This is a genomic window from Pseudomonas sp. LS-2 (assembly GCF_003605735.1).
Taxonomy (GTDB): domain Bacteria; phylum Pseudomonadota; class Gammaproteobacteria; order Pseudomonadales; family Pseudomonadaceae; genus Aquipseudomonas.
The window spans coordinates 295,762-316,380 of sequence record NZ_QXTJ01000003.1 but is presented as its reverse complement, the minus strand read 5'-3'; the positions used below and the strand labels follow the sequence as shown (position 1 = coordinate 316,380).

Genomic DNA, 20,619 nt, shown 5'->3' with positions numbered 1-20,619 from the left:
AATGGAAGCATGCACGACACTTCTGCAAGCGCAGCCGGACTGAATGCACAGCAGCGATCAGCGCATATTCGCGCGGTGGTGATGGCACATGGTGCAGCCCTGCGCGAACGTTATCCGGTCCTCGCGCATCAGGATGCTATCGGTGTCGGGATTCTGGCTTTCGCGCTGACTGGCATGATCGGCAGCGCGGTGCTCTATCTCGTGGGCTTCATGAGCTGGTGGGTATGCCTTTTGCTCAATGCCTTCTTCGCCTCGCTGACCCATGAGCTGGAGCACGATCTGATCCACAGCATGTATTTCCGCAAGCAAAGGGTGCCGCATAACGTGATGCTGGCGCTGGTGTGGATGGCCCGCCCGAGCACCATCAACCCGTGGATCCGCCGACATCTGCATCTGAACCATCACAAGGTTTCCGGCACCGAAGCGGACATGGAAGAGCGTGCCATCACCAACGGCGAGCCTTGGGGCATCGCCCGTTTGTTGATGGTGGGCGATAACGTCATGTCGTCGGTTATCCGCATGCTGCGGGCGAAAACCTGGGCGCACAAATTCAGCATCCTCAAGCGAACGTTGCGTGTCTATGCGCCGTTGGCCCTGCTCAACTGGGGCGCCTGGTATGTGTATCTCGGTTTTCACGCAGCTAATGGCATCGCAAGCCTGATGGGAGCCTCTATCGACTGGTCGGCGAACACGCTGGCGGTCATGCACCTCATCGACATCGCGGTGGTGGTGATCGTGGGGCCGAACGTGCTGCGGACCTTCTGTCTGCATTTCGTCAGCTCCAACATGCATTACTACGGTGACGTCGAGTCCGGCAATGTGATGCAGCAGACGCAGGTGCTGAACCCATGGTGGCTGTGGCCGATGCAGGCATTCTGCTTCAACTTTGGCAGCACCCACGGTATCCATCATTTCGTGGTGAAGGAGCCGTTCTACATCCGCCAGATGACCGCGCCCGCCGCCCATCGGGTCATGGCCGAGATGGGTGTGCGCTTCAATGATTTCGGAACGTTTGCGCGAGCTAATCGGTTTAAGCCGCGAGTCGATGGCGAATCGGTTGTTGTTCCCGATCCTGCGCACGGCTGACCCTCGTAGCAGTCCGGCTTGCCGGCGGTGGCGATCTCAGAAGCGTCACCGCCGGCAAGCCGGACTGCTACAGATCGTTACCTTACATCCCTATTTTTCGCGTTAAAAAATTCTGTAACAACTCCCCCGTATTCTTTACTCATCCCCGGCGAGCTTGGGGGCAGACAGCGTGATTCTCAGGGCCACTCCTTAAGGCAGGGGGTGGCCCTCTTTTTTTGTCACGCGTTTGCCCGTGATTACGGCATATATTTTTAAGCTATTAATAAATATCTTCTTATTCTTTTTCGAATATATGTCGCGTCCCTATACTCGCCGCCATGAACGCAGAAAAATGCAGGAGGCGAAGGCCATGCATAACGAATCGATCCGTTACCTGATCGTGCCAGGCTGGCAGGGATCTGCTGATGACCATTGGCAAACTCACTGGCAGAACAGCCTGCCCAACAGCGTGCGCGTAGAACAGGCCGACTGGCTCAAACCTCGCCGTGAAGACTGGGTAGGCGAATTGCAGCGCGCTATCGCTGCCGACAGTTCTCCGGTGATCCTCATCGCCCACAGCCTGGGTTGCGTGACCGTTGCCCATTGGGCTCAGTTGGCACCGTTGGAGACGCTGCGTCAGGTGCGTGGTGCCTTGCTGGTAGCGCCTGCCGATGTCGAGCGTCCTAACTGCCCGCCTGCGATTCGCAATTTCGCGCCGATTCCCGAACACCTGTTGCCGTTCCCGACTCAAGTGGTCAGTTCCGACAACGATTCAGCCGTCAGCGCCCTGCGCGCGATGGAGATGGCTCGTGACTGGGGTGCTGAAATCGGCATTCTCAGCGGTGCCGGCCATATCAACGTTAAATCCGGCCATCACCGCTGGGAACAGGGATTTGCCTACCTGTACCGCCTGCAAGGCCGCATCGAACAACTTACCCGACGTCGCGCATGACTCCGTGCCGCACGACGTTCGACGGGTTTGATAACCCGTCGACACCCATCATTTTGGCCGCAGCGAACGCACAGGCGCTGCGGTCTTTTTTTTAACGCTCGGGTCCATGGACGGCTTGGGCGGGAGACTGCCATGAGCCATTCCATCATTCACAATCAACCCGCCACTCAACCCCTGCTGACCTTCCCCGATGCTGAAAAGAGTCCGCTGAGCATTCGTGCCAAGGCGCTGGTCTTCTTCGACCCGCGCTCGCGACGTCTGCGCGAAGAAATGGAGCAACTCGCGCCACTTGATCTGCCTGTTTTGATTCGCGGCGAGTCAGGGACCGGCAAGGAGTTGCTGGCGCGCCATATTCATCGCGGCAGCGACCGTTCAGGTCTTTTCGTTTCGGTGAACTGCGGCGCGATCAGTCCGACCTATGCCGATGCCGAGTTGTTCGGTTATGCGGCGGGCGCGCACAGCGGTTCGGCCAGCAGTCGTGCGGGCTGGTTCGGTTCGGCGACGGGGGGCACGTTGTACCTTGATGAAATTGGCGATTTGCCGCAAGCCATACAAATCAAGCTGCTGTCGGCGCTGGAGAACCATGAGGTGACGCGCGTTGGCGCACAGCAGCCCAGTCCTGTTGATGTTCGCCTGGTCGCGGCGACCAGCATTGACCTCAGTCGGGCAGTCGCGGCCGGCAAGTTTCACGAGCGGCTGTATCGGTATTTAAGTGAAGGGCGTCTGGATCTACCGGCGCTGCGTGAGCAGCCCGGCAACATTCTGCCGCTGGCCGAGTACTTCTTGGGGATTTACAGCCAGCGTCTGGATTTCCCGATGCCGCTGATCAGCGAAGATGCGCAGCGGGTGCTTGAGGAGCATTACTGGCCGGGGAACACGCGGGAGCTGGAAAACGTCATTCACTTTGCGTTGCTGGTCAGCAGCGGTGAGGAGATTCTCCCGGAGCATCTCAGTTTGCCAGGCAGGCGTTGATTTTACGGGGGAGCCTGTAGGATCACACCGGGGGCTGATAAATCGCAATCGCGGGCAAGCGCGCTCCTACGCGTCGAAATCCGCGGTTTAGCCACCTCTGTGCGAACCCGGTACTAGCAATTTGCTTCTTGAGATCGAAAAAGCATAAGCCCGCGATTAAAAAGTATTGTCTCGGCATAAAAAATCTCGGTAATGTCCGCTCCAGCCGCCACCCTGCCAAGGGTCGTACCCGCGGCACTATCGAGACAGAGTTGCCCACAAGGCGACCGGATTTTTTCTAAGGAACATCGCATGAAGAAGACGTTGTTGTTCACCGCACTGGCGGCTGCCCTATCCTTTGTCGGCGCGGCGCAAGCTGGCGAGAAACTCGTGGTCGGCGCAACCCCGGTCCCGCACGCCGAAATTCTCGAGCTGATCAAGCCCGAGCTGGCCAAAGAAGGCGTGGATCTGGAAATCAAGGTCTTCACCGACTACGTGCAGCCGAACGTTCAGCTGAACGAAAAACGCCTGGACGCCAACTACTTCCAGACCAAGCCCTACCTGGACGGCTTCAACAAAGGCAAGGGTGCAACCCTGGTGACCGGCGTTGGCGTACACGTCGAACCGTTCGGTGGCTACTCGAAGAAGTACAAGTCTTTGGCTGAACTGCCGGAAGGCGCAACCATCGCCATTCCGAACGAAGGCAGCAATGCCGGTCGTGCTCTGCTGCTGCTACAGAAAGCCGGTCTGATCACCTTGAAAAACCCGACCGACGCGCTGGCGACTCCGAAAGACATCGCCACCAACCCGAAGAAATTCAAGTTCCGCGAGCTGGAATCCGCTGTTCTGCCGCGTGTTCTGGATCAGGTCGACCTGGACATGATCAACACCAACTACGCGCTTGAAGCCAAGCTGAGCCCGAAAAAGGACGCGCTGATTCTGGAAGGCGCAGATTCGCCTTACGTGAACTACCTGGTCACCCGTACCGACAACGCCCATACCGACGCTATCGAGAAGCTGTCCAAGGCGCTGACCAGCCAGCAGGTGAAAGACTTCATCAACAAGAAGTACGACGGCGCGGTATTGCCAGCGTTTTGATGACTTGAATGCGTCGGCATGGCGCCTTCACCGTAGGAGCCCGCTTGCCCGCGATGGGATGTGTCGTCAACGAATGTTTGATGATCCAGCGAAAGCGCGGGCAAGCGCGCTCCTGCAAGATTGCGTGTAATCAATGCTGCAAGTTTTTCACGCCGACGGCTCGTACATGCGTCGGCGTTTTTGCGTGTGTGCCCAACGCACGGCGTAAGGCGATCAGCAGCTTCACGTTGTCGTCGGGCGCTTTATCATGGGGATGGTCGTTGTCGTTTCCGCGTACCGGCATGGTCGGTCTCCTCTGTTCTTATCCCTGATATCGGCTCAATTGCAGCAGTACCCCGCTGCGAGGTGCGCGATAGACACTTATCTTGTCCTCTGAGTTCGCACCCGGTGATAGAACTTTGGTATCCATCCGGTTACGGACACTGGCGTTGCAGTGGCGCTAGTTCTTTCAGCGCTATTCATATTCCCTAACGATATTTAAATTTCTGTTCTTATACCTATAAAGTTTCCGACACCTAAGCCCTATGCCTTTTTGGAGTCGGAGTTCTCATGCCAGCAGCCTCCCAAGCTTCCTTGTCCGCGCAAGCGCCGGATCAGCAGTTCGATGTGCGTCCATTCGCCGAAAAGGTGGGCGCGGAAATCGTCGGCCTGGATCTGTCCCGCCCGCTCAACGACGCAGACTTTGCTCGTGTACACCGCGCGCATCTGGACTACCACGTCGTGGTGTTCCGCGACCAACAGATCACCCCGCAACAACAGATCGACTTCAGCCGCCGGTTCGGCGTGCTGCAGATTCACGTACTCAAGCAATTTCTGCTCGCCAATCATCCGGAAATCCTGATCGTCTCCAACATCGTCGAGAACGGCCAGCCAGTCGGACTGGGTGACGCAGGCAAATACTGGCACTCGGATCTGTCTTACAAAGAACTGCCAAGCCTTGGCTCGATGCTCTACGCCCAGGAGTTGCCGAGCGAAGGCGGCGACACGCTGTTCGCAGACATGCACCAAGCCTGGGACACGCTGCCTGAGCATCTGCGCAAGGCTGTCGAAGGCCGCAACGCCGTTCACAGCTACACCTCGCGTTATCGCGACGGCCACAACGCCCAGAACTGGCGTCCGACCCTCAGCGCCGAGCAGTTGGCGCAGGTTACGGTGGTCAGTCACCCCATCGTGCGCACCCACCCGGAGAACGGCCGCAAGGCGCTGTTCGTCAGCGAAGGATTCACCACTCACATCGTCGGGCTGCCTGAAGACGAAAGCCGCGCGATTCTCGACGAGCTCTACGCCCATAGCGTGCGACCGGAGAATGTCCTGCGTCACAAGTGGCAGGAAAACGACATGGTGTTCTGGGACAACCGTTCACTGATTCACCTGGCGGGCGGCACTCCGGATCATCTGCGTCGTCGTCTGCATCGCACCACCATTCAGGGCGATGCGCCGTTCTGATTCGCGCTTGACCCTTCCCGATACGAGGAGCCCCGTTCCATGAACGCTGTTCTGCAAAGCCACACGGCTAGCGATCGCTTGACCGGGCAACAGGCCAATCAGCCTACCGCTGAAGCGCTGTTGCAAGTCCAGGGCGTAAGCCTTGAATACCGCACGCCGGAACGCGTCGTGCGTGCCACTCATCAAGTCAGTTTCGAGGTCGATCCCGCCGACCGGTTCGTGCTGCTCGGTCCTTCGGGTTGCGGCAAATCCACGTTGCTCAAAGCGGTTGCGGGTTTTATTGCGCCCAGCGAAGGGCAGATTCGTCTCGCCGGCCAGCCGGTCAAGGAGCCGGGCCCGGATCGCATCGTCGTATTTCAGGAGTTCGACCAGCTTCCGCCGTGGAAGACAGTAATCGAGAACGTCATGTTTCCGCTGTTGGCCTCGCGCACGCTCAAGCGTCGTGAAGCCGAGGAGCGTGCGCGGCATTATTTGGAAAAGGTTGGGCTGAGTGCTTTTGCCAATGCCTATCCGCACACCCTGTCGGGAGGCATGAAAGCTCGCGTGGCAATTGCCCGCGCGCTGGCGATGCAGCCAAAAATCCTGCTGATGGACGAACCCTTCGCGGCGCTCGATGCATTGACCCGTCGCAAGATGCAGGAAGAGCTGCTGGAGCTGTGGGAAGAGGTGCGGTTCACACTGTTGTTCGTCACGCATTCCATCGAGGAAGCGCTGGTGGTCGGTAACCGGATTCTGCTGCTGTCGCCGCATCCGGGGCGTGTTCGCGCCGAGATCAACAGCCACCAATACGACCTGAAAAGCCTGGGCGGCGTGGAGTTCCAGCGCTCGGCGCAACGCATCCACAACCTGTTGTTCGACGAGGGTGACGTGCCTGCGGTCGATCAGGATTTGCGGTTTCAGGATATTCGTATCGCCTATTAACACGTGCTTCCCCGTGTAGGAGCGCGCTTGCCCGCGATTGCAGAGTGACAGCCGATCTCAATGTCACAGGCACACCGCAATCGCGGGCAAGCGCGCTCCTACACTGGGGGGCCTGATGAGACACCACCATGAGCCTTTCACCTTCGATTCGCGAGGAGTACGAAGTCGCGCTGGAGCCTTTCACCCAGGAAGATCTGGCCCGCGACATTCCTCTGGCACAACGCATCTGGCAACTGAGCTGGGTGCGCAAGAGTGTGATCCTGATTGCCCTGGCGGTGATCTGGGAATTTGCTGCGCGCATTCAGGGCAATGACCTGTTGCTGCCAAGCTTTCTACAAACCTCTCAGGCTTTTATCGATGGCATCGTCACCGGGGAACTGTTGGCCAAGGTCTGGATTTCGCTGACCGTGCTGGTCAAGGGTTACCTGATCGGTATTGTTCTGGCGTTCGGCCTGACCACGCTGGCGGTGTCCACGCAACTGGGTCGTGACCTGCTTGGCACGCTCACCGCGATGTTCAATCCACTGCCCGCCATCGCGCTGCTGCCGCTGTCGTTGCTGTGGTTCGGACTTGGCGAAAACAGCCTGATCTTCGTGCTGGTGCACTCAGTGTTGTGGGCCTTGGCCCTGAACACTTACGCCGGGTTTCTCGGCGTCTCGGAAACCCAGCGCATGGCCGGTCGTAACTATGGCCTCAAGGGCTTGCGCTTCGTCTGGTACATCCTGATTCCGGCGGCGCTGCCGTCGATTCTGGCGGGCCTGAAAATCGGCTGGGCATTCGCCTGGCGCACATTGATCGCCGCCGAGCTGGTGTTCGGCGCGTCCTCGGGCAAGGGCGGTCTGGGCTGGTACATCTTCCAGAACCGCAACGAGCTATACACCGACAAGGTGTTTGCGGGCTTGGCAGCCGTGATCATCATCGGTCTGCTCGTGGAAAACCTGCTGTTCAGCAACGTTGAGCGCCTGACCGTCAAACGCTGGGGCATGCAGCGCTGAGACCAGCTCTGCAGCCGAGCGGCTTGCCGGTGGTGACGTACTTGAGATCGCCACCGCCGGCGAGCCGGACTGCTACACAACATTCCAGATAAACGCCGAGTGGACCGGGTTGCCGGACATGAAGCCAGCCAACACTTTTTGCTTCTTTTGTGAGGATTTTATGGGGACTTCAATCAAACATCCGGTGCTCACCGCACTGGCAGCCACGGTCGGCCTGGTCGGCGCACTGTTGAGCAGTAGCGCTCATGCCGAAGGCAAGATCAGCATCGCTCAGCAGTTTGGCATCGGTTACCTGATTCTGGATGTGGTGCAGCAGCAGAAACTGATCGAGAAACACGGCAAGGAGCAGGGCATCGACATCAAGGTCGACTGGAACAGCATTTCCGGTGCCACGGCGATGAACGAAGCGCTGCTGGCCGGTGCGCTGGACGTGGTATCCGCTGGGGTGCCGCCGATGTTGACGATTTGGGATCGCACCAAAGGCAAGCAGAACGTCAAGGCCATCGCCTCGCTGGGATCAATGCCCAATTACCTGCTCAGCAACAAGCCTGAAGTGAAGACGCTCAACGACTTCACCGACAAGGACCGCATCGCGGTTCCGGCCGCTGGCGTGGGCTTCCAGTCGCGCACCCTGCAGATCGAAACCGCCAAGTTGTTCGGTAACGACAACTACAAGAAATTCGACAATATTTCCGTCAGCCTGCCGCACCCGGATGCCACGTCGGCGTTGATCGCGGGCGGTTCGGAAATCAGCGCGCACTTCTCCAGCCCGCCGTTCCAGTATCAAGAGCTGGAAAATCCGAACGTGCATAAAGTATTGAGTTCGTACGATGTGCTGGGTGGTCAGGCGACGTTCAACGTGCTGTACACCACGCAGAAATTCCACGACGAAAACCCGAAAACCTACAAAGCGTTCTATGACGCGCTGGCCGAGGCCGAGAAGATCATCAAGGCCGACAAGCCTGCGGCGGCGAAGACCTACATCGAAGTCGAAAAATCCAAACTGCCGCTGCCGTTGGTGGAGAAGATCGTTTCCGATCCTGAGATCGATTTTACTGTCGTGCCTCAGCGCACATACATCTACGCCGAGAAGCTGCATGAGATCGGCGTACTGAAGAACAAGGCTGACAGCTGGAAGGATTTCTTCTTTGAAGAGGCACACGGTGGGGCGGGTAGCTGATTTGCGAACCTGACTCCCACGGCCTCCGGCCAGAATCAAAAGCGGACCTGCCTGACTCCCTGCCTTCGGCCAGAACACCGAGAGTTGATACAGCGACCCGGCCCAAATGCACACGCGTTTACCTCAAAACCGGCCCGGAAAGTGGGCGACAGGTCTTCCTCTCTTGCCCATGCGCTGATCCCCGCCAAAAACATGTTTTGGCGGCGTTTAGCGGTGAGAGGAACCCTGATCTACGCTCACAGTCGCATGATCACAGCACGACGACGCTCAGCCGTCTGGTGTGCAAAGGCATTGGCACAAGGAGCTTGCATGCCCGCCCAACCCTCGTTTTTTTGCAAAAGCCTGACTGCTTTCGGGCTGGGCCTGTGCCTCACGCTTCTGGCCGGGTGCGGCAAGGAAAAACCCACCGATCCTGTTCGTCCGCGCGTGCAGGTGCAGGAGGTCAAGACCGCCGACTTCGCCGCTGCCGTGACCCTGACAGGTGACATTCAGGCCCGCGTGCAGACGCAACTGTCGTTTCGTGTCGGCGGCAAGATCATTCAGCGCATGGTCGATGTCGGTGACCGCATCACGGCCAAACAGGTCCTGGCCAAACTTGATCCCAAGGATCTGCAGACCAATGTCGATTCGGCCATTGCCGCCGAAGCCGCCGAGCAGGCGCGGGTGAAGCAGACCGCCGCCGCCTTTGTGCGTCAGCAAAAACTCCTGCCCAAGGGTTACACCAGCAAGAGTGAATACGACTCCGCGCAAGCACAACTGCGCAGCAGCCAGAGCGCGCTGAAGGCCGCACAGGCACAACTGGCCAATGCTCGCGAGCAGTTGGGTTACACCTCGTTGATCGCCGATGCGCCCGGAATCATTACCGCTCGCCAGGCTGAGGTGGGTCAGGTGGTGCAGGCAACCATGCCGATATTCAGCCTGGCCCGCGCCGGCGAGCGCGATGCCGTTTTCAACGTCTACGAATCACTGTTCGTCCAGCCTCCCACCGATCAGCCGATCGAAGTCACCTTGCTCGACAACCCCAACATCAAAGCCACCGGCAAGGTGCGCGAAGTGACGCCGGCGGTTTCTGCGCAGACCGGAACACTGCAGGTGAAGATCGCCCTGAGCTCCCTGCCGGAAGGCATGGATCTGGGCTCGGTGGTCAGTGCTGCGCTGACGGTGCCCGCCAAACAAAGTGTCGAGCTGCCGTGGTCGGCGCTGACCAAGGGGCTGGGCGATGACCTTGGCAAGCCTGCTGTCTGGGTGGTCGATGACCAGAAAAAGGCCAACCTGCGCGCAGTGACGGTGGGGCGCTACCTAACGGGCAAAGTGGTCATCGTCGATGGCTTGAAGAACGGCGAGAAAGTGGTGGTTGCCGGTAACCAGTTGCTGCACCCTGACATGCAGGTCGAACTGGCCGACGTGTACAAGAACCTGACGGGGGACTCGCAATGAAGCGTCTGTCAGCGATTGTGCTCGCCGGGTTGATGCTGGCCGCGTGCAGCAAGGAGGAGCCGCCGCCGGAACCGGTGCGACCGGTGCTGTACATGGAGGTTAAACCCCAGGCCACGGAAAATCTGGGTCGTTTTGCCGGCAATATCGAAGCGCGCTATGAAAGTACGCTGGGGTTTCGGGTCGGGGGCCGTATCGCGCAACGTAGCGTGGACGTAGGCAGTGAGGTCGAAAAAGGCCAGTTACTTGCCACGCTCGACCCTACCGATCTGCAGAACCAGTTGCGCTCCAACCAGGGTGATCTGGCTCGCGTTGAAGCGCAGTACATCAACGCCCAGGCCAACGCCCGACGTCAGCAGGAACTGTTCGACAGAGGCGTCGGTGCGCAGGCGGCGCTGGACGTCGCCGTGACCGACCTCAAGACTACCAAGTCCTCTTTCGATCAGGCCAAGGCGTCTGTGCAGCAGTCTCAGGACCAGTTGAGCTACAGCGAGCTTCGCACCGATCACGCGGCGGTGGTCACCGAATGGAAAGCCGAAGCCGGGCAAGTGGTCAGTGCCGGTGAGCAAGTCGTGACCCTGGCGCGTCCGGACATCAAGGAAGCGGTGATCGACTTGCCGGCGCCGCTCGCCGAACAGTTACCGCAGGATGTGGTGTTCAAGGTCGCCAGCCAGCTGGAGCCCGAGATTAATACCACCGCCACCCTGCGCGAACTCGAGCCCCAGGCCGAAAGCTCGACCCGCACACGTCGTGCCCGCCTGTCCCTGGCCGATACGCCTGCGGCATTTCGCCTGGGCACGGCGATCAGCGTCACCCTCAGCTCGGCCATCGAGCCGCGCATCGAACTGCCCGCCAACGCATTGCAGGAGGTCGACGGCAAGACGCAGCTCTGGATCGTCGACATGCAGAACCAGACCGTTTCGCCGCGTCCAGTGAAAGTCGTCAGCCGCGACAACAATATGATTGTCGTGGCGGGGGGCGTCAAAGGCGGCGAGCGTGTCGTCACTGCTGGTGTGAACAGCCTCAAGCCGGGGCAGAAAGTCAAAGTCGATAAGGACAGCCCACGATGAAAGGGAATTTCAACCTCTCCGATTGGGCGCTCAAGCATCAGTCATTCGTCTGGTACCTGATGTTCGTCGGCTTGCTGATGGGCGTGTTCTCGTACATGAATCTGGGGCGCGAAGAAGACCCTTCGTTCACCATCAAAACCATGGTCATCCAGACCCGCTGGCCTGGCGCGACCGTCGATGAAACCCTGGAGCAGGTCACCGACCGCATCGAGAAAAAGCTCGAAGAACTGGACTCCCTCGATTACGTGAAAAGCTATACCCGTCCAGGGGAGTCGACGGTCTACGTTTACCTGCGCGACACCACCAGCGCCGAGGCGATTCCGGACATCTGGTATCAGGTGCGCAAGAAAATCGATGACATCCGCGGCACGTTTCCCCAAGGCATCCAGGGCCCGGCGTTCAACGATGAGTTCGGCGACGTGTTCGGCTCCATTTATGCTTTCACCGCCGATGGTCTGACGCTGCGACAGTTGCGCGATTACGTCGAGCAGGTGCGGGTGCAGATCCGCGACGTGCCGGGGCTGGGCAAGGTCCAGATGATCGGCCAGCAGGACGAAGTGATTTACCTCAACTTCTCAACCCGCAAACTGGCGGCGCTGGGGCTGGACCAGCGCCAGGTCGTGCAAAGCCTCCAATCGCAGAACGCCGTGACACCTGCGGGCGTGATCGAAGCGGGACCGGAGCGGATTTCCGTGCGCACTTCCGGACAGTTCGAGTCGGAAAAGGACCTTGAGACGGTCAACCTTCGGCTGAACGACCGTTTCTATCGGTTGAGTGACATCGCTGAGATAAGCCGGGGCTACGTTGACCCCGCCAAGCCGCAATTCCGCTACAACGGTAAGTCGGCCATCGGCCTTGCGATTGCGATGAAGAAGGGCGGCAACGTTCAGGCGTTCGGCAAGGACCTGCACGCGCGCATGGATCAGGCCACGGCGGACCTGCCCATCGGTGTGGGCGTGCATAACGTTTCCGATCAGGCGCAGGTGGTCGAGAAGGCCGTTGGCGGCTTCACCAGTGCGTTGTTCGAGGCGGTGATCATCGTGCTCGTGGTCAGCTTCATCAGCCTTGGGGTGAGGGCCGGGCTGGTGGTGGCCTGTTCGATTCCGCTGGTGCTGGCGATGGTCTTCGTGTTCATGGAATACAGCGGCATCACCATGCAGCGGATCTCGCTGGGGGCGTTGATCATTGCGCTCGGCCTGCTGGTGGACGACGCGATGATCACCGTGGAGATGATGGTCACGCGTCTGGAGTTGGGTGATACCAAGGAACAGGCAGCGACCTTTGCCTACACCTCGACCGCCTTCCCGATGCTGACCGGTACGCTGGTGACCGTGGCCGGTTTCGTGCCCATCGGCCTCAATGGCAGTTCGGCCGGTGAGTACACCTTCACCCTGTTTGCGGTGATTGCTGTCGCGATGCTGGTGTCCTGGGTCGTCGCGGTGTTGTTCGCCCCGGTGATCGGCGTTCATATCCTCAGCGACAACATCAAGAAACACGAACAGAAGCCGCCAGGCCGCGTTGCAAGAGCCTTCAATGGCTCGATGTTCTGGGCCATGCGCAACCGCTGGCTGGCGATCATCATTACCATCGCGCTGTTCGCGGCAGCGTTGTTTTGCATGCGCTTCGTGCAGAACCAGTTTTTCCCGTCGTCAGACAGGCCGGAAATCCTGCTCGACCTCAACCTGCCACAGAACGCTTCGATCAACGAGACGCGCAAGGCAGTCGACAGGCTCGAGGCGATCATCAAGGACGACCCGGATGTGGTGCGCTGGAGCACCTACATCGGTCAGGGCGCGGTGCGTTTCTATCTGCCGCTGGACCAGCAGTTGGAAAATCCCTACTACGCGCAGCTGGTGATCGTCAGCAAGGGGCTGGAGCAGCGTGGTCCGTTGATGGACCGTTTGAGGAAGCTGCTGCGCGAAGACTTCGTCGGCATCGGCACCTACGTTCAGCCGCTGGAAATGGGACCTCCGGTGGGTCGGCCGATTCAGTATCGGGTCAGTGGCGACGACATCGACAAGGTGCGTCAGCACGCCATCGAACTGGCGACACTGCTCGACAAGAATCAGCACATCGGCGAGATGATCTACGACTGGAACGAGCCTGGCAAAGTCCTGCGCATCGACATCAATCAAGACAAGGCGCGACAGCTAGGCCTGTCGTCCGAAGACGTCGCGCAGTTGATGAACAGCATCGTTACCGGCGCCAATGTGACTCAGGTGCGCGACGACATTTACCTGATCAATGTGGTCGGGCGTGCAGTGGATTCAGAGCGCGGCTCCCCGGAAACCCTGCAGAACCTGCAGATCGTCACGCAGAGCGGCGCGTCGATTCCGCTGCTGGCGTTCGCCAACGTGCGGTATGAACTGGAGCAGCCGCTGGTCTGGCGTCGTGATCGCAAGCCAACGATCACACTCAAGGCGGCGGTTCGCGACGAAATCCAGCCGACCGATCTGGTCAAAGACTTGAAGCCGGAAATCGACAAGTTCGCAGCCGATTTGCCAGTGGGTTACAAAATCGCTACGGGCGGTACGGTGGAGGAGAGCGGCAAGGCCCAGGGACCCATCGCCAAGGTCGTGCCGTTGATGCTGTTCCTGATGGCGACCTTTCTGATGATCCAGCTGCACAACGTGCAGAAGATGTTCCTGGTCGCGAGTGTCGCGCCGCTGGGGCTGATTGGCGTGGTGCTGGCGTTGGTCCCGACGGGGACGCCGATGGGCTTCGTGGCGATTCTCGGGATTCTCGCGCTGATCGGCATCATCATCCGCAACTCGGTGATTCTGGTGACCCAGATCGAAGAATATGAACAAGCAGGTTACCTGCCGTGGGACGCCGTCGCCGAAGCGACCCAGCACCGGCGTAGGCCGATTCTGCTGACGGCTGCGGCGGCGAGCATGGGCATGATCCCCATCGCCCGCGAAGTGTTCTGGGGGCCGATGGCCTACGCGATGATCGGCGGGATCATCATCGCCACCCTGCTGACGCTGCTGTTCCTGCCGGCGCTGTACGTGACCTGGTACAAGATCAAGGAACCGACCAAAGAGCAGCGTGAACAGGCCGACGCCGAGAAGCAGAAACGCAAGGAAGAACATGGCGAAGAGGGCGCGCATCCTGCGGCGCAGTGACCGTTGTCTGGCAAACACGTTTCTGTAGCAGTACGGCTTGCCGACGGCAGCGATCTCAATGACGCCGCCGCCGGCAAGCCGGACTGCTACAGGAAATCAAGACCGGACCTGCCGGGGTTCTCTGGAAGATATGCAGAAAGCCGGTTCACACGCCCGTCGGGCAGGGTCAGGTATGCATAGCCTGATCAAACCCTGCGCCAGACACTCGCAAGCCAAGGTTGCTGTTCCCTCGGCAGCCCCGCGGGCCGGTAGTAATGCTCGACTTCGACGAAACCCGCCCCGGTCAGCAAGGCGCTCCACGACTCAAGGTCATGAAACGAGCCATAACGCTCGCCTTTCCAGCCTTCCTGATTGTTTCCCCGCGGATTTGAGCTGAACAGGACGCCGCCGGGCTTCAATGCTGCGTGCAATTCCCGCAGTACGCGTGGTAGCTCTTGGCGAGGGACATGAAACAGCGACGCGTTGGCAAAGATCCCGTCGAAACGCTCGGCAGGCAGATTGAGTTCCAGAAAGTTCTGATGCAGCACATCGCAGCCGCTGTCGGCGCGGGCCATTTCGGCAAAGCGCTCCGAACCGTCGAGTCCCGTTGCGACGTGGCCCATCGCGGTGAACGTCTGCAAGTCCCGCCCCGGCCCGCAACCGAAATCCAGGATCTGAAACGGTGGCGTGCTTTGAATATTGCGCAGCAGCGCGTCGATATTCTGACTAACATCGTGATCCCGCGTACCTTCACGGAAGCCCTCGGCCACGTCGTTGTAATTGCCCAGGGTGGTGGCGGTGATCTGAGCGAGGTCCTGCGGGTCGAGTTTCATTGCTGCGGATTCTGAGCGGGAGAAGCTGCCAATATACCCCGACGTGGGCTCGTCGCGGTCTTGCTTCTGTCCGAAGGGCGTGGGAGCCGGGCTTGCCAGCGATCTGTTGCGAAGCGACAGCAACCCGGCAAATCCGGTCTATCTGACACAGCGAAGAGGACCGGTTTAGCTACCGCTGCGCGGCAGATCGCTGGCAAGCAGGGTTCCCACGGCCTTCGGCCAGAATCAACTCCGAATCAAAAGTCTGCCAGATCAGCTACGTACCCTCTGTTCATCGCTTGTTCAATCTGATCGCCAACCGATCCCCGCCCAGTTGAATCCCTGCCACCAACACCACCAGCAGCACGATCACGGTAAGCATCACCTGCGTATCAAACCGTTGATAACCGTAGCGGTAGGCGATGTCGCCCAGGCCTCCCGCGCCGATGGCGCCGGCCATGGCGGAGGAGTTGATCATGGTGACGAGGGTGATGGTGAATCCGCCGACGATGCCGGGCAGGGCTTCGGGTAGCAGGACGTGCCAGACGATGTGCCAGCGGCGGCAGCCCATGGCTTGTGCGGCTTCGATCAGGCCGTGGTCGACTTCGCGCAGGCTGACTTCGGCGATGCGTGCGAAGAACGGCGTGGCGGCGATGGTCAGGGGGACGACGGCGGCCCAGACGCCGTAGGTCGTGCCGACGATCAGGCGGGTGAAGGGGATCAGCGCGACCATCAGGATCAGGAACGGCACCGAACGGAAGACGTTGACGAACGCGCCCAGTACGCGATTGACGTTCGGTGCTTCGAAAATCCCGCCTTTGCCGCTGGTGACCAGAATCACCGCCAGCGGGATGCCCAGGATCAGCGCGATCAATGATGACACGCCGACCATCAAGAAGGTGTCGATGACGCCTTGCCACAAACGATCAAGCCACATAACCGAGTACCTTCGCGTGTTGCGCCTGTTTGCGGGCGCGAATGAGCAGTTCTTCGATGGACAGCGGTGAGTGGCTGATGGCGAGTAGCAGATGCCCCAGCGCCCGGCCCTGAATGCGCTCGACGCCGCCATGCAAAAGGCTCACTCTGCCACCGAAGGCGTTGAACAGTGCCGACAGATCCGGCTCGTTGCCGGTGCTGCCGGTGAATTGCAGATCCAGCACGACGCTTGCGCTCTTGTCCGAGGGCTGCGCGTGCAGGCGGGCGTGCAGGTCGTCCGGCAGAACGTGTTGAAGCGGCGCAAGCAGCGTCTTGCTCACCTCGTGCTGCGGGTCGCCGAACACCTGCCAGACCGGACCTTGCTCGACGATCTCGCCCTGTTCCAGAACCACCACGCGATCACAGATTTCCCGAATCACGGCCATCTCGTGGGTGATCAGGATGATGGTCAGGCCCAGGCGCTGATTGATCTCGCGCAGCAAGCCGAGAATCGATTGCGTGGTTTCGGGATCAAGCGCCGAAGTGGCTTCGTCGCACAGCAGGATCGCCGGATCGTGCACCAGTGCTCGGGCAATCCCGACACGTTGCTTCTGACCGCCGGACAACTGCGCGGGGTAGGCCTTGTGTTTGTCCTTGAGGCCTACCAGCTCAAGCAATTCGGCGACCTTGCGCTGACGCTGCTCCTTGGGCACGCCTGCGACCTTCAGCGGCAGTTCGACGTTCTGCCACACGGTCTTGGCTGACATCAGGTTGAAGTGCTGGAAGATCATGCCGATGCGTCGGCGCAGTTCTACGAGCTTGTCTTCGTTGAAGGCTGCGATATCGACCTGATCGATGAGCACCCGGCCGCTGCTCGGTTGCTCCAGGCGATTAATGGTGCGAATCAGCGAAGACTTGCCCGCGCCGCTGCGGCCAATGATGCCGAACACTTCACCGCGCTGGATATCCAGGTCAATGCCTTTGAGCGCGGCGACGGGTCCTTGCCGCCCCTCATAAACCTTGCCCAACTGGGTAAAGCGCACGTGAGCACTGGCTTTCTGCGGGTGCAGTTCGGCACGTCCGGCCAAGGGCCCGGCGCCGTGTTCAAGAGGCTGGGAGCGTTGCGCGGTGGCATTCATGTCAGTTCTTCCAGCCGACCTGGTACAGCGAGCCATTCACCTTGTCCAGTGAGGCGCGCACGACCGGCGAGTGTTGGTAGATGTCGATGAATCTGGCCAGACGCGGATCGTCCTTGTGATCGGGCCTGATCACGAACTGAATCACGTATTCGGGGTGATCCAGTCCATCGAACAGAATCGCCGAGCCTGCATCGAAGGTTTTCGCAAGCCGAATGTAGGCGGGGTAGCCCTGGACGAGATCGGCATCATCGTAGGCGCGGACCAGTTGCACCGCTTCGACCTGAATCAGCTTGAGCTTTTTCGGGTTGCTGGTGATGTCGTCTTCAGTCGCCTTGTAGCCCACGCCGGGCTTGAGCGTGATCAACCCTGCCTTGGCCAGCAGTTGCAGTCCGCGACCGCTGTTGATCGGGTCGTTGGCGATGGCAACGCTGGCGCCGGTCGGCAGTTCATCGAAGCTTTTGTATTTTTTCGAGTACAGGCCAACGTTGTTGATGATGCCCGGTGCATAAGGCACCAGATCGAAGCCCGATGCTGCCTTGGCGTTCTCCAGGAAGGGAATGTGCTGGAAATAATTCACATCGATGTCGCCGGCGTTGAGGCTGACGTTGGGAGCGATCCAGTCAGTGAACTCCACCAGTTCGACCTTGAGACCCTGTTTGTCGGCTTCGGCCACAGCGGCTTCCAACGGAATGGCGAAAGCCGCTGTGGTACCGACTTTCAGGGGTTGGTCAGCGGCTTGCGCCAGGCCTGCAAAAAGGCCAAGGGAAAGGGCAAGGGGCAGCAGTGTTCTGGTCATCTTTCGTTATCCGGTGTCAGGAGGCTGGTTCAGTATTTTTGGGGTTCGCAGAAGCTCTAGGAGCGCGCTTGCCCGCGATCACGGTGTGTCAGGCGATGAAGAATGTGTCTGATACAACGCCATCGCGGGCAAGCGCGCTCCTACGATTCATATTCGGTCAGTGGGTGGCTCTGAATCGTGCCCATGCATGTTGTTCCGGCAACCGCGCCTCACCCTCGGGGAACAACTTTTCGCGCAAGGTCCCCTGCTCATAAGCGGTCTTGTACGAGCCCCGCCGCTGCAATTCCGGGATCACAAGGTCGATGAAGTCCTCATAGCTTTCCGGAGTGACGATGCGGGTCAGGTTGAAGCCATCAAGGCCGGTTTCGGCGATCCATGACTCCAGTTCGTCCGCGACTTGTTCAGGCGAGCCGATGACGGTGATGTAGCGTCCGCCCAGGGCGTGCTCATCCAGGAGTTTCTGTCGGGTCCAGTCATTGTTCTTGAGGATCTTCGTCGCCGATTGAATCGCGTTGCCTTTGACGTGCTGGATCGGTTCGTCCAGTTCGTATTCGGCAAAGTCGATGCCGGTAGACGCCGCAAAATGAGCCAGGCCTGCCTCGGCACTGGCGTATTTCAGGTACTCGGCGTGCTTGTCCCGAGCAGCCTGCTCCGTGACCCCGACGATGACGTTGAGGCCCATGAACACTTTGATGTCGTCAGGATTGCGACCTGCCGCCACGGCGCTGGCGCGAACCTTGTCCACCTGTTGGCGAGTGGCAGGCTTGTTCTGGCCGCTGATGAAAACGCACTCGGCGTTGCTGCCTGCGAACTGCAGACCCCGGTCCGAACTGCCCGCCTGAAACAGCACCGGTGTGCGCTGCGGGGAGGGCTCGCACAGGTGATAACCCTCCACCTGATAGAACTCGCCGTGGTGCCGCACGTAATGCACCTTCTCCGGTTGCGCGTAGACCCGCGCCTGGCGATCTTCAATGACCGCGTCGTCCTCCCAACTGCCTTCCCAGAGCTTGTAAAGCACCTCCAGGTATTCGTCCGCCTGATCGTAGCGGCGGTCATGCTCGATCTGCTCGGTCAGCCCCATGGCCTTGGCTGCGCTGTCCAGATAACCGGTGACAATGTTCCAGCCCACACGCCCACGGGTCAGGTGATCGAGCGTCGACATGCGCCGGGCGAACAGATAGGGCGTCTCATAGGTGAGGTTGGCGGTCAGGCCGAAACCCAGGTTCCGGGTGACGGCCGCCATGGCCGAGACCAGGAGCAGTGGATCGTTGACCGGTAACTGGATCGACTCTTTCAGCGTCACATCGACCGACTTCTGGTACACGTCATAGACGCCAACGATGTCTGCGATGAACAACCCGTCGAACAGTCCGCGCTCCAGTAATTGTGCAAGGCGCGTCCAGTATTCCAGGGTCTTGTACTGGGTCGAGGTATCGCGCGGGTGCGTCCAGAAACCGTGGTTGATGTGGCCGATGCAATTCATGTTGAACGCATTGAGCAGGATCTTTTTCTTGCTCATCAGATCGTCCCCCGACGCGGTGGATTGACGTCGTTGAGGTAGAAGTTGCCGATGGCGTGATACTTCCAGCGCACCGGATCGTGCAGCGTGTGTACTCGCGCGTTGCGCCAGTGACGATCCAGACCGTGCTCGGCCAGCGTGGCCTGACTCCCGGCCAGCTCGAACAATGTGCTACCGGCTGCCAGCGATATCTCGGTGCTGATGGCTCGGGCTTCAGCGACGGCAATCGACGCTTGAGCGAGGTTCTCTGCGGTTGTCTCGGCGTGCGCGCGATCCAGATGTTCCCCGGCGCGTTCGAGCAGCGCCTCGGCGGCGTGAAGACGGATCGCAAGCTTGCCGAAGCTGTGCAGCGTGAGCGGATCATCGACCGCTTTTTCGATGCCCGAGTCGATCCAGGGCCGGGTGCGCGTGCGCACGAAATGCAACCCGTCTTCATAGGCGGCGCGAGCGATACCCGTGTCGATGGCCGCATGGAGAATCTGCGCCAGCGGACCGACTGTCGTGGGGCGTTCGAAAGCGGTCTTAAAGGGCACGACATCGTCGGCGCCGACGTAGACGTTTTCGAACACTACCGAACCGCTGCCGGTGGTGCGTTGACCGAATCCGCTCCAGTCATCGATCACGCTCAACCCCACAGCATCAGCCGGCACAAAGGCCAGTTGCTGGATGCCGTCGTCATCGATCACCGAGGTCGGGATGCGCTGGGCATACAGCGCCCCGGTGGAGTAGAACTTGCGACCATTGATGCGCCAGCCATTGCCGTCACGGCTCAGGCGCGTGGTGCGGTCATGGGCGGTTTTTGTTCCGAGTTCGGCAAGGGCATTGCCAAAGCGCTGACCGGCAAGCACTTCGGTATACAGGCGCTTTTGCTGTTCCGCGTCGCCATTGACCCGTAGCACTTCGAGGGCATAGAAGTGGTTCTGCGGAATCTGCCCCAAGGCGCCATCGGCAGCGGAAATGAGACGGATGACTTCGGCCAGCGTGACGTTCGATACACCTGCGCCGCCGAACGCCTTGGGGACGCTGATACCCCACAGGCCCGAACGGGAAAATTGCTCCAGTTCGACATGCGGCAGGCGACGCTCGCGGTCGCGCACGGCGCTCTGCTCTTTGAAGGCCTCGGCCAGTGCCCGGGCGATCTCCAGAGCCTGTGCGTCATCCCGAATAATCGCAGTCGCGGGAGCCGCCTGCGTTTCACGCGGTAAGGATTGAATGCTCATAA

The 20,619-nt window shown here is 59.8% G+C and carries 17 protein-coding genes and 1 pseudogene; 11 read left to right on the top strand and 7 right to left on the bottom strand.

Annotated elements, in window-relative coordinates; translation table 11 throughout:
* Positions 1–9: 9 nt before the first annotated feature.
* From D3M70_RS03410 to D3M70_RS03395, 4 genes and pseudogenes are all read left to right on the top strand, one after another.
* Positions 10–1,086, top strand: coding sequence for a fatty acid desaturase (locus D3M70_RS03410; RefSeq protein WP_120124337.1), 1,077 nt, complete (start codon positions 10–12; stop codon positions 1,084–1,086).
* A gap of 349 nt (positions 1,087–1,435) precedes the next feature.
* On the top strand, positions 1,436–2,017 hold the full coding sequence (locus D3M70_RS03405; protein WP_120124445.1) for an alpha/beta hydrolase: 582 nt from the start codon (positions 1,436–1,438) through the stop codon (positions 2,015–2,017).
* Positions 2,018–2,149: 132 nt separating this feature from the next.
* A pseudogene (locus D3M70_RS03400) lies at positions 2,150–2,977 on the top strand (sigma 54-interacting transcriptional regulator); the annotation flags it as partial.
* A 303-nt stretch (positions 2,978–3,280) separates the two neighbouring features.
* Positions 3,281–4,066, top strand: coding sequence for a MetQ/NlpA family ABC transporter substrate-binding protein (locus tag D3M70_RS03395; RefSeq protein ID WP_081565183.1), 786 nt, complete (start codon positions 3,281–3,283; stop codon positions 4,064–4,066).
* A 130-nt stretch (positions 4,067–4,196) separates the two neighbouring features.
* Here D3M70_RS03395 and D3M70_RS31870 read toward each other — a convergent pair whose 3' ends face one another.
* Positions 4,197–4,349, bottom strand: a complete 153-nt coding sequence (locus D3M70_RS31870) for a hypothetical protein (protein ID WP_165869727.1) — start codon at positions 4,347–4,349, stop codon at positions 4,197–4,199.
* A gap of 266 nt (positions 4,350–4,615) precedes the next feature.
* On the opposite strand from D3M70_RS31870, the gene D3M70_RS03390 reads away from it, so the two are divergent.
* The 7 genes from D3M70_RS03390 to D3M70_RS03360 all read left to right on the top strand — a co-directional run bounded on the left by D3M70_RS03390 (position 4,616) and on the right by D3M70_RS03360 (position 14,237).
* A complete protein-coding gene (locus D3M70_RS03390) occupies positions 4,616–5,512 on the top strand; it encodes a TauD/TfdA family dioxygenase (protein ID WP_120124335.1) in 897 nt (298 codons plus the stop codon).
* Between the two features lie 39 nt (positions 5,513–5,551).
* Positions 5,552–6,433, top strand: coding sequence for an ABC transporter ATP-binding protein (locus D3M70_RS03385; RefSeq protein WP_120124334.1), 882 nt, complete (start codon positions 5,552–5,554; stop codon positions 6,431–6,433).
* Positions 6,434–6,561: 128 nt separating this feature from the next.
* Positions 6,562–7,428: an ABC transporter permease gene (locus D3M70_RS03380; RefSeq protein ID WP_120124332.1), complete on the top strand. Its 867-nt coding sequence runs from the start codon at positions 6,562–6,564 to the stop codon at positions 7,426–7,428.
* 160 nt (positions 7,429–7,588) lie between these two features.
* Positions 7,589–8,608 (top strand): ABC transporter substrate-binding protein, encoded by a 1,020-nt coding sequence (locus D3M70_RS03375; protein ID WP_120124331.1) that lies wholly within the window; start codon positions 7,589–7,591, stop codon positions 8,606–8,608.
* Positions 8,609–8,917: 309 nt separating this feature from the next.
* Positions 8,918–10,045, top strand: coding sequence for an efflux RND transporter periplasmic adaptor subunit (locus D3M70_RS03370; RefSeq protein WP_120124329.1), 1,128 nt, complete (start codon positions 8,918–8,920; stop codon positions 10,043–10,045).
* On the top strand, positions 10,042–11,112 hold the full coding sequence (locus tag D3M70_RS03365) for an efflux RND transporter periplasmic adaptor subunit (RefSeq protein ID WP_120124328.1): 1,071 nt from the start codon (positions 10,042–10,044) through the stop codon (positions 11,110–11,112). The genes D3M70_RS03370 and D3M70_RS03365 overlap by 4 nt, the downstream gene beginning before the upstream one ends.
* Entirely contained in the window at positions 11,109–14,237 is a 3,129-nt protein-coding gene (locus D3M70_RS03360) for an efflux RND transporter permease subunit (RefSeq protein ID WP_120124326.1), read from the top strand. The genes D3M70_RS03365 and D3M70_RS03360 overlap by 4 nt, the downstream gene beginning before the upstream one ends.
* Before the next feature lie 185 nt (positions 14,238–14,422).
* Here the strand turns inward: D3M70_RS03360 and D3M70_RS03355 are convergent, their stop codons facing one another.
* The 6 genes from D3M70_RS03355 to D3M70_RS03330 form a co-directional block, all read right to left on the bottom strand.
* A complete protein-coding gene (locus D3M70_RS03355) occupies positions 14,423–15,049 on the bottom strand; it encodes a bifunctional 2-polyprenyl-6-hydroxyphenol methylase/3-demethylubiquinol 3-O-methyltransferase UbiG (RefSeq protein ID WP_120124325.1) in 627 nt (208 codons plus the stop codon).
* A gap of 271 nt (positions 15,050–15,320) precedes the next feature.
* Complete coding sequence (locus D3M70_RS03350; protein ID WP_120124323.1) at positions 15,321–15,965, bottom strand: methionine ABC transporter permease; 645 nt, start codon at positions 15,963–15,965, stop codon at positions 15,321–15,323.
* Entirely contained in the window at positions 15,955–17,082 is a 1,128-nt protein-coding gene (locus tag D3M70_RS03345) for a methionine ABC transporter ATP-binding protein (RefSeq protein WP_120124321.1), read from the bottom strand. The genes D3M70_RS03350 and D3M70_RS03345 overlap by 11 nt, the downstream gene beginning before the upstream one ends.
* 1 nt (position 17,083) lies before the next feature.
* On the bottom strand, positions 17,084–17,878 hold the full coding sequence (locus D3M70_RS03340; RefSeq protein ID WP_120124320.1) for a MetQ/NlpA family ABC transporter substrate-binding protein: 795 nt from the start codon (positions 17,876–17,878) through the stop codon (positions 17,084–17,086).
* A gap of 157 nt (positions 17,879–18,035) precedes the next feature.
* On the bottom strand, positions 18,036–19,397 hold the full coding sequence (locus D3M70_RS03335) for an LLM class flavin-dependent oxidoreductase (RefSeq protein WP_120124318.1): 1,362 nt from the start codon (positions 19,395–19,397) through the stop codon (positions 18,036–18,038).
* A complete protein-coding gene (locus D3M70_RS03330; RefSeq protein WP_120124316.1) occupies positions 19,397–20,617 on the bottom strand; it encodes an SfnB family sulfur acquisition oxidoreductase in 1,221 nt (406 codons plus the stop codon). The genes D3M70_RS03335 and D3M70_RS03330 overlap by 1 nt, the downstream gene beginning before the upstream one ends.
* Between the last annotated feature and the right edge of the window lie 2 nt (positions 20,618–20,619).

Excerpts from the sequence above, each read along its gene's own strand:
- D3M70_RS03410 (WP_120124337.1), top strand. The coding sequence starts at position 10 with ATGCACGACACTTCTGCAAGCGCAGCCGGACTGAATGCACAGCAGCGA.
- D3M70_RS03405 (WP_120124445.1), top strand. The coding sequence starts at position 1,436 with ATGCATAACGAATCGATCCGTTACCTGATCGTGCCAGGCTGGCAGGGA.
- D3M70_RS03395 (WP_081565183.1), top strand. The coding sequence starts at position 3,281 with ATGAAGAAGACGTTGTTGTTCACCGCACTGGCGGCTGCCCTATCCTTT.
- D3M70_RS31870 (WP_165869727.1), bottom strand. The coding sequence starts at position 4,349 with ATGCCGGTACGCGGAAACGACAACGACCATCCCCATGATAAAGCGCCC.
- D3M70_RS03390 (WP_120124335.1), top strand. The coding sequence starts at position 4,616 with ATGCCAGCAGCCTCCCAAGCTTCCTTGTCCGCGCAAGCGCCGGATCAG.
- D3M70_RS03385 (WP_120124334.1), top strand. The coding sequence starts at position 5,552 with ATGAACGCTGTTCTGCAAAGCCACACGGCTAGCGATCGCTTGACCGGG.
- D3M70_RS03380 (WP_120124332.1), top strand. The coding sequence starts at position 6,562 with ATGAGCCTTTCACCTTCGATTCGCGAGGAGTACGAAGTCGCGCTGGAG.
- D3M70_RS03375 (WP_120124331.1), top strand. The coding sequence starts at position 7,589 with ATGGGGACTTCAATCAAACATCCGGTGCTCACCGCACTGGCAGCCACG.
- D3M70_RS03370 (WP_120124329.1), top strand. The coding sequence starts at position 8,918 with ATGCCCGCCCAACCCTCGTTTTTTTGCAAAAGCCTGACTGCTTTCGGG.
- D3M70_RS03365 (WP_120124328.1), top strand. The coding sequence starts at position 10,042 with ATGAAGCGTCTGTCAGCGATTGTGCTCGCCGGGTTGATGCTGGCCGCG.
- D3M70_RS03360 (WP_120124326.1), top strand. The coding sequence starts at position 11,109 with ATGAAAGGGAATTTCAACCTCTCCGATTGGGCGCTCAAGCATCAGTCA.
- D3M70_RS03355 (WP_120124325.1), bottom strand. The coding sequence starts at position 15,049 with ATGAAACTCGACCCGCAGGACCTCGCTCAGATCACCGCCACCACCCTG.
- D3M70_RS03350 (WP_120124323.1), bottom strand. The coding sequence starts at position 15,965 with ATGTGGCTTGATCGTTTGTGGCAAGGCGTCATCGACACCTTCTTGATG.
- D3M70_RS03345 (WP_120124321.1), bottom strand. The coding sequence starts at position 17,082 with ATGAATGCCACCGCGCAACGCTCCCAGCCTCTTGAACACGGCGCCGGG.
- D3M70_RS03340 (WP_120124320.1), bottom strand. The coding sequence starts at position 17,878 with ATGACCAGAACACTGCTGCCCCTTGCCCTTTCCCTTGGCCTTTTTGCA.
- D3M70_RS03335 (WP_120124318.1), bottom strand. The coding sequence starts at position 19,397 with ATGAGCAAGAAAAAGATCCTGCTCAATGCGTTCAACATGAATTGCATC.
- D3M70_RS03330 (WP_120124316.1), bottom strand. The coding sequence starts at position 20,617 with ATGAGCATTCAATCCTTACCGCGTGAAACGCAGGCGGCTCCCGCGACT.